We start from the raw sequence: 14,412 nt of genomic DNA on the forward strand, positions 1-14,412 counted from the left end.
TTGGCTTACTTTGCGTTTAGTTTTGGTAAGCGGGCTTTGGTTTTTCGCTGCGCAGGTTGATGCTCGCGAATGAATGATTTGATCTTTGGATAGACCTTTTCACGCCAACGACGACCTGCGAAGATGCCATAGTGACCTGCGCCAGCAACTTCGTAATGATCCTTACTTGTTTTTGGAATGCCGTCACACAATGCATGTGCAGAACGCGTTTGGCCACTTCCAGAAATATCATCTAATTCGCCCTCTACCGTCAGAAGAGCAGTTTTTTTGATATCTTGCGGCTTCACCAATTGACCAGCTACTTCCCAAGTGCCGTTTGGTAAAGAGTAATCCTGGAATACTGTTTTGATGGTATCCAAATAGAATTTGGCATCCATATCCAATACAGCGTTGTATTCATCATAAAAACGAATATGGGCTTCAGCATCTTGCTCGTCACCGCGCACTAGGTTTTGGAAATAATCCCAGTGAGACTGCAAATGGTTTTGCGGATTCATGGCGATAAAGCCAGTGTGCTGCAAGAAGCCTGGATATACCTTACGTCCAGCGCCTGGATATGAAGGCGGAACTTTATAAATCACATGACTTTCAAACCACTCATATGACTTTTGGTCCGCCAAGTTATTCACAGCGGTAGGCGACTTACGGGCATCGATTGGTCCACCCATCATGATCATGGATGCTGGAGTTACTTCACCAGCCGAAGCCATCAAGGAGATTGCCGCTAAAGTCGGAACTGTAGGTTGGCATACGGAAATCACATGCAAATCTTTTGCGCCAATCGTGCGAATAAAATCCTGTACATAATGAACATAATCATCTAGGCCAAAGTCACCCTCTGAAGTTGGTACGAGGCGGGCATCTACCCAGTCGGTGATGTAAACCTTATGATCCTGCAAGAGGGTGCGCACAGTGTCACGCAATAAAGTGGAGTGGTGACCAGAAAGTGGGGCAACCACCAAAACAGATGGATCTTCTTTTAATTTTTTAATGACTTCGACATCGTCAGAAAAACGTTTAAAGCGAATTAATTTACAAAAAGGTTTGGTAATCGTAGCAATTTCATGAATGGCGACTTCACGTCCATGAGCTTGCACAGAGCGAATGCCGAACTCCGGTTTTTTGTAGTCTTTGCCTAGGCGATAGAGTAGCTCGTAGCTTGCGGCTAAACGTTCTGATCCCGGAACCTTAGATGCTGGATTGGAGGCATTAATAAAAGCCTCTGAGGCCGCACGAGCCCACGAGCTCATTGGTTGAAGTAGCGCTTTTTGAAACTCATGTAACTGATAAAGCATATTACCTCCTGTAAAACAGTGATCCGCTTGTTACGCTATGACGCGGGCAATCGCTGTAGCTACTTTATCAATATTTTTGGTATTGAGGGCAGCTACGCAAATACGACCTGTTGAGAGGGCATAAATGCCGTCTTCTTTTTGTAAACGCTCCACTTGCTCTGGAGTTAAGCCGGAGTAAGAGAACATACCGCGCTGGGCATTAATAAATTCAAAATCTTGTTTGGCGCCGGCGGCCGCTAATTTGCTGACAAGCGCTTCACGCATCGATTTAATACGCTCGCGCATCTGCGCTAATTCATCTTCCCAAAGCTGGCGTAGTTCTGGTGAGGTCAGGACAGCAGTAGCAATTGCTCCGCCATGTGTGGGCGGATTTGAGTAATTGGTGCGAATCACACGTTTGAGTTGAGACATGACGCGCGCTGATTCATCCTTAGATTCTGTGACGATGGAGAGTGCGCCAACACGCTCACCATAGAGTGAGAATGATTTAGAGAATGAGCTTGATACAAAGAATGAGAGACCAGATTGGGCAAATAAACGCACGGCAACCCCATCTTGCTCAATGCCATCAGCAAAGCCTTGATAAGCCATGTCCAAAAATGGAATCAGCTCTTTGGATTTGCAAATATCAATTACTTGGCGCCATTGCGCTTCGGTCATATCTGCGCCGGTAGGGTTATGGCAGCAGGCGTGAAGCACTACAGTCGTATTTTTTGGGAAAGACTCCAGGGATTTCACCATGCCATCGAAATCAACACCACGAGTTTTACTATCGAAGTAGCTGTACTCAACAACATCAAAACCCGCTGCTTCGAAAATACCGCGGTGGTTTTCCCAAGTTGGATTGCTAATTGCGGCAGGGGCATTTAAGTTGAGACGCTTAATAAAATCTGCGCCTACGCGTAATGCACCGGTGCCACCGATACATTCAGCAGTAACAACGCGACCATCTTTAATTAAAGACGAGTCGTTACCAAAAAGTAGTGTTTGAACGGCCAGGTTGTATTGACTTGGGCCCTCCATTGGGATGTAGCCACGAGGCGCGTGTTTTGCAACTAGCGCTTCTTCTGCCTTAATTACCGCTTGCAAGAGTGGAATCTTGCCTTCATCTGTGTAATAAACACCCACACCTAAATTCACCTTATCAGCGCGTTGATCGGCAACATAGGCTTCGGTAAGGCCAAAAATAGGGTCTTTAGGGGCTAATTGAACAGAGTGGAAGAGAGTCATTTGGAGTCAGAAGGGGTAATTTATAGGTTATTTCAGGATTAATCGACGTTAAATTTGGCTAAATTGTTTAGTTTTGAGAACGTATTCAACTTTTTCCAAAGAAAAACGGCAAAATCAACGTTTATACAAAATTCGCTGTGAACAAAGCTCACAGATGAAATGATAGCTGAGATGCCCCCTAAGTCCCCTAAAAAATCCCCCGTTGACCCAGTTGCTGAGATAAAAAAAGTTCCAGCGGTTGACCCTTTGGGCGAGGTCGGACATGATTTGGATCCAGCGAAATTCGTTACTTTTCCAGATTCGCCATATCAGCTCTACCAGCCCTTCCCACCTGCTGGAGACCAGCCAGGCGCCATTGATGCCCTCGTAGCGGGCGTTGAGGATGGATTGACGTTTCAGACGCTCTTAGGGGTAACCGGCTCAGGCAAAACCTTCACAATGGCCAATGTGATCGCCCGTACTGGACGTCCGGCCATCATTTTTGCTCCAAATAAGACCCTGGCCGCTCAGCTTTACAGCGAGTTTCGGGAGTTTTTCCCCCGCAATGCAGTCGAGTATTTTGTTAGTTATTACGACTACTACCAGCCGGAGGCGTACGTTCCCCAGCGGGATTTGTTCATTGAAAAAGATTCATCCATCAATGAGCATATTGAGCAGATGCGTTTATCCGCTACCAAGAGTTTGTTAGAGCGGCGTGATGTCATTATTGTTGCGACTGTTTCAGCAATCTACGGTATTGGTAATCCTGGCGACTATCACAGTATGGTGATGACATTACGCCCTGGCGACAAGATGAGTCAGCGCGATATCTTGATGCGCCTGATTGCGATGCAATACGACCGCAATGAAACAGATTTCAAGCGTGGTGTATTTAGGGTGCGTGGCGACACGATTGATATCTTTCCAGCAGAGCACAACGAGCTAGCAGTGCGCGTGGAACTATTTGATGATGAGATTGAAAGTCTGCAGTTTTTTGATCCACTAACAGGACGTATTCGTCAAAAGATTCCACGCTTTACTGTGTACCCAAGTTCTCACTATGTAACTCCACGTGAAACTGTTCTAAAAGCCATTGAAACGATTAAGACTGAATTACGCACGCGCCTAGATGAGTTTGTGAAAGACGGGAAGTTAGTAGAGGCGCAGCGACTGGAGCAGCGCACGCGCTTTGATTTGGAGATGCTCAATGAATTGGGTTTTTGTAAAGGGATTGAAAATTACTCCCGCCATCTTTCTGGTGCCGCTCCAGGGGATGCCCCGCCTACCTTGGTAGACTATTTACCTAACGATGCGCTCATGTTCTTGGATGAGAGTCATGTATTAATCGGTCAACTCAATGCAATGTATAACGGTGATAAGTCGCGAAAACATACCTTGGTTGAATTCGGCTTTCGCTTGCCATCGGCAATGGATAATCGACCGCTCAAGTTCACCGAGTTTGAAACCAAAATGCGTCAAACCATTTTTGTTTCTGCTACCCCGGCTGACTATGAGAAGACGCATCAAGGGCAAGTAGTGGAGCAAGTTGCAAGGCCAACTGGTTTGGTAGATCCAGAAATTGAAGTTCTGCCGGCAACTACTCAGGTTGACGACCTATTGCAGCAGATTCATGAGCGCGTCAACCTACATGAACGCGTATTAGTGACTGTACTGACAAAGCGTATGGCAGAGCAGTTGACGGATTATTTATCGGATAACGGCGTCAAAGTGCGTTACGTGCATTCGGATATCGATACAGTCGAGCGTGTCGAAATTTTGCGTGATTTACGCTTAGGCATTTTTGATGTGTTGGTTGGTATCAATTTATTACGCGAAGGTTTGGATATTCCAGAGGTTTCCTTGGTGGCCATTTTGGATGCTGACAAGGAGGGCTTCTTGCGCTCAGAGCGTAGTCTGATTCAGACGATTGGCCGTGCCGCAAGAAACGTTCGCGGCAAGGCCATCTTGTATGCAGACCGTATTACGGATTCGATGCGCCGCGCTATGGGTGAGACCGAAAGAAGGCGAACCAAGCAAATTGCTTTTAATAAGGAGCATGGAATTGAGCCCAGAGGGGTACAAAAGCGCATCAAAGATATCATTGATGGGGTTTACGACGTCAAAGAGAAGCGTTCTGAGATGCAATCTGAGCAAGAGCGCGCTCGTTATGAGGATATGAGTGAAAAAGACCTAGCGGCCGAAATAAAGCGTCTGGAGAAGCAAATGAACGCCGAAGCTAAGAACCTGGAGTTCGAAAAGGCGGGGGCAACCAGGGATCGCCTCGCTAAGGTAAAAGAAATGGCTTTTGGAGCGATTTCTCATGACTCTGTCTAGCGTTTTGGGATGAATGCCCCTTGGTTTTTTGGGATAATTCCCGAGCAAATTAGTGGGGAATGTGGTAAAGTTGAGTGGAATAGTCGGGTATTACCCATCCGACTGTTAGCTGTCCATAACAATCCATTACCAAGGTGACATATGAGACTTACAACTAAAGGCCGTTTTGCAGTAACCGCAATGATCGATTTAGCCCTGCGTGAAACGCATGGACCTGTAACATTGGCTGGAATTAGCCAAAGACAAAAAATTTCCCTCTCTTACTTAGAGCAGTTGTTCGGCAAATTACGCCGTTTCAACATTGTTGAAAGTACCAGAGGACCCGGTGGTGGATACACCCTAGCGCGTAAATCCGACGAGATTAGCGTGGCTGACATTATTGTTGCTGTTGATGAGCCTTTAGATGCAACTCAATGTGGTGGCAAAGGAAATTGCCATAGCGATGAAGACAATCAGGGTCGTTGCATGACTCATGATCTTTGGTCTAACCTCAATTCGAAGATGGTTGAGTATCTGAGCTCTGTTTCATTGCGTGATTTAGTACAACAGCAAGAAGGGCGGGGCATCGTTATACATGACATGCGCCAAAAGAAAATGAGAGGTGATGGTTTTAAAACGGATAAGCCAGCACCTATCATTGCAGTCAAAAAAGAGATCACGCCAAAGCGACCACTTATTAATTCTGTTTTTAATCTAGCGCAGCAAAGTTAAAGAAATCAATCAATCATGAACGCACCACAAGAAACCTCACTACAGCCGGTTCCAATGTTTAGTCCTAAGCATTTCCCGGTCTACATGGATTACTCGGCAACTACGCCAATTGATCCGCGTGTGGTTGACAAAATGTTGCCTTATTTGCGTGAGCAGTTTGGTAACGCCGCCTCTCGTAGCCATGCCTACGGCTGGGCAGCAGAAGAAGCGGTTGAGTGGGCGCGTTCAGAGGTTGCTCAGTTAGTACATGCTGATCCACGTGAAATTGTGTTCACTAGTGGCGCTACTGAAAGTATTAACTTGGCCCTCAAAGGTGCAGCGCACTTTTATAAAGAGCGCGGTAATCACATTATTACTGTGAAAACCGAGCACAAGGCTACGTTAGATACTTGCCGCGAATTAGAGCGCGAAGGTTTTGAAGTGACCTACTTGGATGTGCTGCCTAACGGCCTGATTGACTTTGCTCAGCTAGAGGCGGCTATGAAGCCTGGCACGATTCTTGCTTCTGTCATGTTTGTCAATAATGAAATTGGTGTTGTCCAAGATATCCCTGCAATAGGTGAACTTTGTCGTGCTCGTGGAGTGATTTTCCATGTAGATGCGGCCCAGGCTACAGGCAAGGTTGAAATTGATTTAGAAAAAATCAAAGTGGATTTGATGAGTTTTTCTGCCCACAAAACATACGGACCAAAAGGTATTGGCGCATTGTTCGTGCGTCGTAAACCGCGTATTCGTATTGAGGCGCAAATTCATGGTGGTGGTCATGAGCGCGGTATGCGTTCTGGCACGCTGGCTGTGCACCAGATTGTTGGCATGGGCGAAGCATTCCGTATTGCCCGAGTTGAGATGGTTGAGGAAAATAAACGTATTCGTGCCTTGCGCGATCGTTTGTTAGCGGGCTTGAAAGATATCGAGGAAGTATATGTAAACGGCGACATGGATGATCGCGTTCCCCATAACCTGAATATCAGCTTTAACTATGTTGAAGGTGAGTCGATGTTGATGGCGCTGAAAGACTTAGCAATCTCATCTGGTTCAGCATGCACTTCTGCTTCCTTGGAACCTTCTTATGTATTGCGCGCTTTAGGTCGCAATGATGAATTAGCGCATAGCTCAATTCGTTTTACCTTGGGGCGCTTTACAACGGAAGAAGAGGTAGATTTCACTATCAATTTGGTGAAAGAGAAGATTGCAAAATTACGTGAACTTTCGCCTTTATGGGAAATGTTTAAAGATGGTGTGGATCTGAGCACTATCCAATGGGCGGCGCACTAAGTAAATAAAAGAATTCGAGAGGAAATATCATGGCATATAGCGACAAAGTAATTGACCACTATGAAAACCCACGTAACGTTGGATCGTTTGCAAAAACAGACGAAAACGTTGGTACTGGGATGGTTGGCGCACCAGCTTGCGGTGACGTCATGAAATTGCAAATTCGCGTGAATGAAGCGGGCGTGATCGAAGATGCAAAGTTCAAGACCTACGGTTGCGGCTCTGCCATTGCCTCATCTTCTTTGGTTACCGAGTGGGTAAAAGGCAAGACTTTAGATCAAGCCTTGGAGATCAAGAACTCCTTAATTGCTGAAGAGTTAGCTCTGCCGCCTGTGAAAATTCATTGCTCAATTTTGGCCGAAGATGCAATCAAGGCTGCAGTTCAAGATTACAAAGAAAAACACCCAGGCAAGTAGAGAAGAGGGTAGGGTACTTATATGGCTATTACCTTAACTGATAAAGCTGCGAAACATGTGCAGCGTAATTTGGATAAGCGCGGCAAGGGCTGCGGTTTGCGCCTAGGTGTTCGCACTACAGGCTGCTCTGGTTTGGCCTATCAACTTGAATACGTTGATGAAGCCGCCCCTGAAGATACGATGTTTGAATCGAATGGCATTAAGGTATTTGTTGATCCAAAAAGCTTGGCCTATTTAGATGGCACCGAGTTGGATTTTGTGCGCGAGGGTTTGAACGAAGGATTTAAATTTCAAAATCCAAACGTCAAGGATGAGTGTGGTTGTGGCGAATCTTTCCGCGTCTGACAACTACTTCCAGTTTTTTGGATTAAATCAGCAATTCAAGATCGATTTGTCTGCACTGGATCAGGCTTATTTGGCAATCCAAAAAGAGGTGCATCCAGATCGTCATGCCCGTGGTAGTGATACGGACCAACGCTTAGCGATGCAGATGGCAACATTTGCCAATACTGCACTGCAGACGCTTAAAAACCCGATTCAGCGCGGACTGTATTTGTGTGGACTCCATGGGGTGGATGCCAAACTCGAAACGAATACTGCCATGCCAGCTGCTTTTTTGATGCAGCAAATGGAGTGGCGCGAAAGTCTGGATGATTATGCAAACGACTTGGCGGCTCTCGAGACATTGATGACCGAAGTAGAGCAATCTAAGCAAATTATCTTAAGTGAAATTGCTCAAGCAATTGATGTGGATAGTAGTTACGAGAAAGCAGCGGAGTTACTAAGGGGGCTACTCTTTATTGATAAATTTGCTGCTGAGCTCGACGATGCAATATCTGCATTGGTATAGCTTTAAACTAAGAAACTATGGCCCTATTACAAATTTCTGAACCCGGTAAATCCCTTGCCCCTCACCAGCGGCGCATTGCAGTTGGGATTGATTTGGGGACTACGAATTCTTTGGTTGCCATTGTGCGCGATGCCTTGCCTAAAGTCCTGCCAGATGAACAGGGGCGTGAGCTACTGCCCTCAGTGATACGTTATTTGCCCGATGGCAGAACGCAAGCTGGTTTTGAGGCTCTTGATAGCGTGGTGATTGATCCTAAAAACACGATTGTTTCAGTAAAGCGTTTTATGGGCCGTGGCTTAGTCGATGTCGAGCATCTTGAAAGTGCGCCATATGACTTTGTGGATGAGCCCGGCATGCTCAAATTGAGAACTGTTGCTGGTGATAAGAGTCCAATTGAGGTATCTGCAGAGATCTTGGCGCGTTTGCGTCAGTTGGCAGAAGATTCTGTTTCTGATGAAATTGTGGGTGCGGTGATTACGGTGCCTGCTTATTTTGACGATGCTCAACGCCAGGCAACCAAGGATGCCGCCAAATTGGCTGGTATTGCAGTATTGCGATTATTGAATGAACCAACTGCAGCAGCGATTGCCTATGGCTTAGATAATGGCTCCGAGGGTGTGTATGCCGTCTATGACCTAGGTGGTGGCACCTTTGATATTTCTATCTTGCGCATGAGTCGCGGAGTATTTGAAGTACTCTCTACTGGTGGTGATACTGCGCTTGGGGGCGATGACTTTGATCATCGTTTGTATTGCTGGGTGATTGAGCAAGCCAATTTACCGCCTTTGTCGATCCAGGATCATCGTGCTTTATTGCAGTGCTGCAAGAATGCAAAAGAGCACCTGAGTCATAGCCCATTGGCGCGTGTTCATCAAACTTTGAGTGATGGCACCTTAGTCAATGTTGGCATTAGCCAGGCGCAATTCTTTGAGATGACGCAAACCTTGGTCGCCAAGACTTTGGTTTCTTGCCGCAAAGCTCTCCGCGATGCGGGTCTGAAGGCTGAGGATGTGAAGGGTGTGGTGATGGTTGGTGGTTCAACCCGTATGCCTAATGTGCAGCGTGCTGTTGGTGAACTGTTTGGTACGCAGCCATTAAATAACCTCAACCCGGATCAGGTGGTTGCCCTGGGCGCCGCGATGCAGGCTGATTTATTGGCTGGCAATCAAAGCAAAGATGACGAGTGGTTGCTATTGGATGTGATTCCATTGTCTTTGGGTATTGAGACTATGGGCGGCTTGGTAGAAAAGATCATTCCTCGTAACACCCCTATTCCAGTTGCGAGAGCACAAGATTTCACGACTTTCAAGGATGGTCAAACTGCCCTTGCGATCACGGTAGTGCAGGGTGAGCGTGAGTTGGTTCATGATTGCCGTTCCTTGGGTAAATTTGAGTTACGCGGAATTCCTCCAATGGCAGCTGGTGCGGCCCGGATTCGCGTTACCTTCCAAGTGGACGCTGATGGTTTGTTGTCTGTCAGCGCTATGGAGCAAGGTTCTGGTGTACAAGCCTCAATCAATATTAAGCCGTCTTATGGCTTAACGGATGCTGAGATCACTCGGATGTTGCAAGATGGCTTTGCTTCAGCCAAAGAGGATCTTTTGTCTCGTTCTTTGCGTGAAGAACAGGTTAATGCGCAGCGTTTACTCGATGCCGTTCAGACTGCCTTAAATAGTGATCGTGCTCTGCTCAGTGAGCAAGAGCAGGCCGCAGTGGATCAAGAGATGGCTACTCTGGAGCGAATTCTCAAGGAAGAAACTGACAGCGCCGTGTTACGTAAAGCGGTAGACCACGCTGCTAAAGCCACTGATGAATTTGCACAAAAGCGCATGAATGCCAGCATCCAGAAGGCCTTAGCGGGCAAGAATGTGGCAGAAATTTAATCTATAAAAACAATACTTAATTAAAACACCATGACCCAAATTGTTGTTCTACCCCATAGTGAATATTGCCCTGAAGGTGCGGTTGTTGAAGTGGCACCTGGAACGTCAATTTGTGAAGCTTTGTTAGAAAACGATATTCCAATCGAACATGCTTGCGATATGGTGTGCGCTTGCACCACTTGTCATGTGATTGTGAAAGAGGGCTTTGCTAGCTTGAATGCCCCAGATGAAAACGAAGAAGATTTGCTTGATCGTGCCTGGGGCCTAAACCCTCAGTCGCGCCTGTCTTGCCAAGCCATTGTGGCAAGAGAAAATTTGGTAATTGAGATACCAAAATACTCAATCAACCACGCCAAAGAAAATCACTAATTTACTGCGCAGTCACTTCTCGAATCATGCCGGCTGCAACGGTGTGATTACTTGTTTCGTCAATCAAAATGAATGCGCCAGTATGTTGGGATTGTTCAAACAAGTCAGCAACAATTGGCTTTTGCAAAATAAAGTCGACCCGTCCAATTTCATTGGTATTGAGTGCGTGAATATCACTGGCGTGCGATAGCGTTTCAACATCCAGCACCCTTTGAATACCTTTTACTTTGGCACCTACCGTATTGGTAGTATGGCGCAGCGCATACTTACGACTCAAAGAGAGTGGCTCACTATCTAACCAGCATAAATCAGCAGAGAGTTGTTTGCTCAGCGTTGGTGGTGTTACGTCATCAGCGCTTACAAAGAGGCAGCCACGTGACACATCAATATCTTCAGATAGGCAAATTGCCACAGCTTCGCCAGTCTGAGCTGATTCAACAGCATTATTGCTATGGGCTTGATTGCGATCGGAACGATTACCGAGGTAAATTTCCGAGACGGTTGCCTCTAGGTTTCCTGGTAATACTTTAATTTTTTGCCCTTTGAGAATGCTGCCCGATTCAATTTGCCCTAGATAACCGCGGAAGTCATCAGAAGCACTGCCATCTTGACGTGCAACATACTGTACCGGAAAGCGTAGGGCAGTTTTTTCAGACTGAGGGCTGGTATCTAAAACCTCTAACCATTCGAGCAAGGTAGGACCTTTATACCAAGGGGTGTCTTTGCTAGCAGTCACCACATTGGTACCTAAGAGGGCTGAAACTGGAATGAGGGTTGGTTGAGGCAGACCAATTTTTTCGGTCAAATCCTCAATAGCCTCTTTGATGGAATTAAACACAGTTTCATCAAACTGAAAGAGATCCATCTTATTTACGGCAAACACCACATGACGCAAGCCCAATAAATGGACGATAGCGGCATGGCGTTTGGTTTGGGCAAGCAAGGTAGCGGGTTTGGTATTTAAATCTACGCGGGTTGCATCGACTAGTATCACTGCAACATCCGATTGTGATGCTCCAGTCACTAGGTTACGGGTGTACTGCACATGCCCGGGGGCATCGGCAACAATGAACTTACGTTTGGGTGTCGAGAAGTAGCGATAAGCTACATCAATGGTGATACCTTGTTCACGCTCCGCCTCAAGTCCATCGGTGAGCAATGCTAAATCAACGCCTGCATCGGATGAGGTCACGCGGGCATGTTTGGTTTTGGATAAGGACTCCAGTTGATCAACAAGAATAGACTTAGTGTCATACAGTAAGCGCCCAATTAAGGTGCTTTTGCCATCGTCAACGCTTCCAGCATTAATAAAGCGCACTACATTTTGCTGTGCAGTTGGGTTGATATTTTGAGTCATCAGAAATAGCCTTCTTTTTTGCGGCGCTCCATTGAGGCCTCATTTGTTTGATCATCCATACGGGTTGCGCCACGCTCAGTGATTTCAGTAATGGCGGTTTCGGCAATGATGTCTAGTGGATTGGCTGCAGTACTCAGTACTGGGCAGGTGCAGCTAATATCGCCCACGGTACGGAAGCGCACGTCTAAAATTTCACTGACATCACCAGCAGCTTTGGGGGTGATATCGGTGACGGGCACAAATAAATTATTCTTACGTACAACCTCGCGCTTGTGCGTGTAGTAAATGCTTGGTAACTCTAATTTTTCGCGGGCAATATATTGCCAAATATCGAGCTCTGTCCAGTTAGAAATTGGGAACACGCGCATATTCTCACCTTGGGCGATACGAGCGTTATAGAGATTCCATAACTCAGGACGCTGTGCCTTTGGATCCCATTGACCGAATTCATCGCGGAAGGAGAATATGCGCTCTTTAGCGCGGGCTTTTTCCTCATCGCGACGGGCTCCACCCATCAAGGCATCGAATTGATATTCAGCAATTGCTTCTAGTAGTGTTACAGCTTGAGCAGCGTTGCGTGAATCAGTTGCCTTGCGTAGACGCACTGTACCTTTTTTAATTGAGTCTTCTACATGGCCAACGATTAATTTGACGCCCGTATTTTTAACCACCGCATCGCGGTAGGCAATGACTTCAGGATAATTATGTCCCGTATCAATATGCAAAATAGGGAAAGGCAGCCTCACTGGGCGATCGCCAAACTGGAAGGCCTTGCGTGCCAAGTGAAACATGACGATAGAGTCTTTACCACCTGAAAACAGCATCGCTGGATTGGAGCATTGAGCCACCACTTCACGAATGATGTAAATAGATTCAGCCTCAAGCCAATCTAAGTGATCATCTAATAATTTTTGTTCTTGCATTCTGTAAATCGATCTTTGCTAATGGGTAATTCGGTAACGATGTATTTTATCGATTGATGTGTAAGCCACATTCTTTGCTATCACTTTGTAGCCACCACCAGCGACCCGCGCGGATATCTTCACCTTGTTTTACTTGACGGGTGCAGGGCTCGCAACCAATGCTAGGGTAGCCCTTCAGGTGCAGTGGATGAATAGGCACGCTCTCTTGTTTGATGTAGGCCCAGATGTCTGCCTCCGTCCAGTCAAATAAAGGATTGAATTTGGCGATCCCTCTGGCTTCATCCATCTCCTCAAAATGCAATTCTGTGCGGGTGGTTGACTGTTCACGACGTTGACCAGTCAACCAGGCATCTGCGCCAATTAAGGCAGCATTGAGAGGTTTGATTTTGCGGGCGCCACAGCAGGCCTTTTTGGCTTCTTCACCATCGTAAAAACCATTCATGCCATATTCATCTACGAAAGCATCAATATCAACTTCATGAGGATAGATTTTGTCAATCCGCAATCCATACTGATCTTCAGTAGTCTTGACCATATCAACCGTCTCTTGATGTAAGCGACCGGTAGCTAATGTGAATAAAGCAATTGAAGTTTTGGTTTTAGAGATGGCGTCCGTTATCACCATGTCTTCAGCGGCTAAGCTTGTAGCAAAACGCACCTTAGAGAAGCGTGCACCAATGTCCTGCAATCGTTTGTAGAGCGTAGCTGACTTTTCAGCTAATTGTTCTGGTGTGAGGGTGCTTACTGGTATTGACCAAAGTTGCGGAGTCATCATGAACAAACTAATTTAATCCCGACTAAGAAGAGGGTGCTGGCGAGAGTCATTCTAGTGACTTTCTCTGAAAGGGTGCTCGAGAGTTTAGCGCCCAACCAAATTGCTGGTACTGAGCCAATTAAAAGGCCAAAAAGCAGGTCAAAATGGACATTGCCCAGCCACCAATGACCTATGCCAGCCAAAGCTGTAAGCGGAACGGCATAGGCTATATCCGTACCAGCAACTTCTGCGGCTCTGAGATGTGGATAGAGAATCAGAATGAGGGTAGCACCAATAGCGCCTGCGCCAATTGATGAAATGGTGACAAGAACCCCAATCACTGCGCCTACAGCAATAGTTGCAAGCTTTAATGCAAATCCACTAGGTAGGTAGTTCGGATTAGCTTGTACCCATTTGAGTATTTTTGCTCTGAATAAAAGTGAGGCCGCAGTTAGCAAAACCGAGACACCGATTGAAAGGCTAATGAGGTGCGTGAAATCTTTTGAAACTGGACCCACATACTTTAAGGTCAAAATGGACAAGACAGCAGTGGTGATGCTGCCGATGCATAGTAAAGCAACTATATTCCAGCGTACATTTCCGTGGAGCCGATGTGCTGCAGTGCCAAACCCTTTAGTAAGGGCTGCGAATGCAAGGTCAGTGCCCACAGCAGTAGTTGGAGCAACACCAAAGATGATGGTGAGCAAAGGCGTCATCAATGAACCGCCACCTACGCCTGTCATTCCAACCAATAAACCGACGAGAGCTCCTGAGAGAATAAATTGTGAAGAATCAATAAAAAATTGGATCATGAGGGGTCACTGTTTAATTATGCAAATGATTGCTCAAACTCTTCGAGTTTGATGGCATTCATGAGAAAGAGAATTTGGCGCTGAAAAGACTTCCGCTCATTGACCATGTCATGCGGTAAGCAATCATGCTCGCGCAATAGTTGGGTGATAACTGGGTTGTAATGTTCTCTTACGGGTGACATTTCAAATCCTTGGTAAATAGCGTATGAAACACAATTTACCAA

At 46.3% G+C, this 14,412-nt stretch carries 15 protein-coding genes; 8 read left to right on the top strand and 7 right to left on the bottom strand.

Annotated features, from left to right (window positions below):
- Positions 1-5: 5 nt before the first annotated feature.
- Together M2125_RS01415 and M2125_RS01420 are read right to left on the bottom strand one after the other, a co-directional pair.
- Positions 6-1,295, bottom strand: coding sequence for a polyhydroxyalkanoate depolymerase (locus M2125_RS01415; protein WP_076022890.1), 1,290 nt, complete (start codon positions 1,293-1,295; stop codon positions 6-8).
- Between the two features lie 30 nt (positions 1,296-1,325).
- Positions 1,326-2,525: an amino acid aminotransferase gene (locus M2125_RS01420; RefSeq protein WP_277540096.1), complete on the bottom strand. Its 1,200-nt coding sequence runs from the start codon at positions 2,523-2,525 to the stop codon at positions 1,326-1,328.
- A 159-nt stretch (positions 2,526-2,684) separates the two neighbouring features.
- Between M2125_RS01420 and uvrB the strand changes: the two genes are divergently transcribed.
- The 8 genes from uvrB to fdx all read left to right on the top strand — a co-directional run bounded on the left by uvrB (position 2,685) and on the right by fdx (position 10,342).
- A complete protein-coding gene (gene uvrB / locus M2125_RS01425; RefSeq protein ID WP_280742369.1) occupies positions 2,685-4,838 on the top strand; it encodes an excinuclease ABC subunit UvrB in 2,154 nt (717 codons plus the stop codon).
- Positions 4,839-4,979: 141 nt separating this feature from the next.
- Positions 4,980-5,549: a Fe-S cluster assembly transcription factor gene (locus tag M2125_RS01430; RefSeq protein ID WP_076022893.1), complete on the top strand. Its 570-nt coding sequence runs from the start codon at positions 4,980-4,982 to the stop codon at positions 5,547-5,549.
- Between the two features lie 15 nt (positions 5,550-5,564).
- Positions 5,565-6,824, top strand: a complete 1,260-nt coding sequence (locus tag M2125_RS01435; RefSeq protein ID WP_076022894.1) for an IscS subfamily cysteine desulfurase — start codon at positions 5,565-5,567, stop codon at positions 6,822-6,824.
- 29 nt (positions 6,825-6,853) lie between these two features.
- Positions 6,854-7,240 carry a Fe-S cluster assembly scaffold IscU gene (iscU, locus tag M2125_RS01440; protein ID WP_076022895.1) on the top strand — a complete coding sequence of 129 codons (387 nt, stop codon included), beginning with the start codon at positions 6,854-6,856 and terminating at the stop codon, positions 7,238-7,240.
- A 21-nt stretch (positions 7,241-7,261) separates the two neighbouring features.
- Positions 7,262-7,585, top strand: coding sequence for an iron-sulfur cluster assembly protein IscA (gene iscA, locus M2125_RS01445; RefSeq protein WP_076022896.1), 324 nt, complete (start codon positions 7,262-7,264; stop codon positions 7,583-7,585).
- Positions 7,551-8,090 carry a Fe-S protein assembly co-chaperone HscB gene (hscB, locus tag M2125_RS01450; protein WP_076022897.1) on the top strand — a complete coding sequence of 180 codons (540 nt, stop codon included), beginning with the start codon at positions 7,551-7,553 and terminating at the stop codon, positions 8,088-8,090. Before iscA ends, hscB begins: the two co-directional genes overlap by 35 nt.
- Before the next feature lie 17 nt (positions 8,091-8,107).
- Positions 8,108-9,973, top strand: coding sequence for a Fe-S protein assembly chaperone HscA (hscA, locus tag M2125_RS01455; protein WP_076022898.1), 1,866 nt, complete (start codon positions 8,108-8,110; stop codon positions 9,971-9,973).
- A gap of 30 nt (positions 9,974-10,003) precedes the next feature.
- Positions 10,004-10,342, top strand: coding sequence for an ISC system 2Fe-2S type ferredoxin (gene fdx, locus M2125_RS01460; RefSeq protein WP_076022899.1), 339 nt, complete (start codon positions 10,004-10,006; stop codon positions 10,340-10,342).
- 1 nt (position 10,343) lies between these two features.
- Here fdx and M2125_RS01465 read toward each other — a convergent pair whose 3' ends face one another.
- From M2125_RS01465 to M2125_RS01485, 5 genes are read right to left on the bottom strand one after another with little or no spacing between them, the layout of a single operon-like run.
- Positions 10,344-11,699, bottom strand: a complete 1,356-nt coding sequence (locus M2125_RS01465) for a sulfate adenylyltransferase subunit 1 (protein WP_280742370.1) — start codon at positions 11,697-11,699, stop codon at positions 10,344-10,346.
- Positions 11,699-12,622, bottom strand: a complete 924-nt coding sequence (gene cysD / locus M2125_RS01470; RefSeq protein ID WP_076022901.1) for a sulfate adenylyltransferase subunit CysD — start codon at positions 12,620-12,622, stop codon at positions 11,699-11,701. Before cysD ends, M2125_RS01465 begins: the two co-directional genes overlap by 1 nt.
- Positions 12,623-12,668: 46 nt before the next feature.
- On the bottom strand, positions 12,669-13,397 hold the full coding sequence (locus tag M2125_RS01475; protein ID WP_280742371.1) for a phosphoadenylyl-sulfate reductase: 729 nt from the start codon (positions 13,395-13,397) through the stop codon (positions 12,669-12,671).
- Positions 13,394-14,188 (bottom strand): sulfite exporter TauE/SafE family protein, encoded by a 795-nt coding sequence (locus tag M2125_RS01480; RefSeq protein ID WP_076022903.1) that lies wholly within the window; start codon positions 14,186-14,188, stop codon positions 13,394-13,396. Before M2125_RS01480 ends, M2125_RS01475 begins: the two co-directional genes overlap by 4 nt.
- A gap of 17 nt (positions 14,189-14,205) precedes the next feature.
- Positions 14,206-14,370 carry a hypothetical protein gene (locus tag M2125_RS01485; RefSeq protein ID WP_198929275.1) on the bottom strand — a complete coding sequence of 55 codons (165 nt, stop codon included), beginning with the start codon at positions 14,368-14,370 and terminating at the stop codon, positions 14,206-14,208.
- Positions 14,371-14,412: the final 42 nt, after the last annotated feature.

This window comes from Polynucleobacter sphagniphilus, from assembly GCF_029892205.1.
GTDB lineage: Bacteria > Pseudomonadota > Gammaproteobacteria > Burkholderiales > Burkholderiaceae > Polynucleobacter > Polynucleobacter sphagniphilus.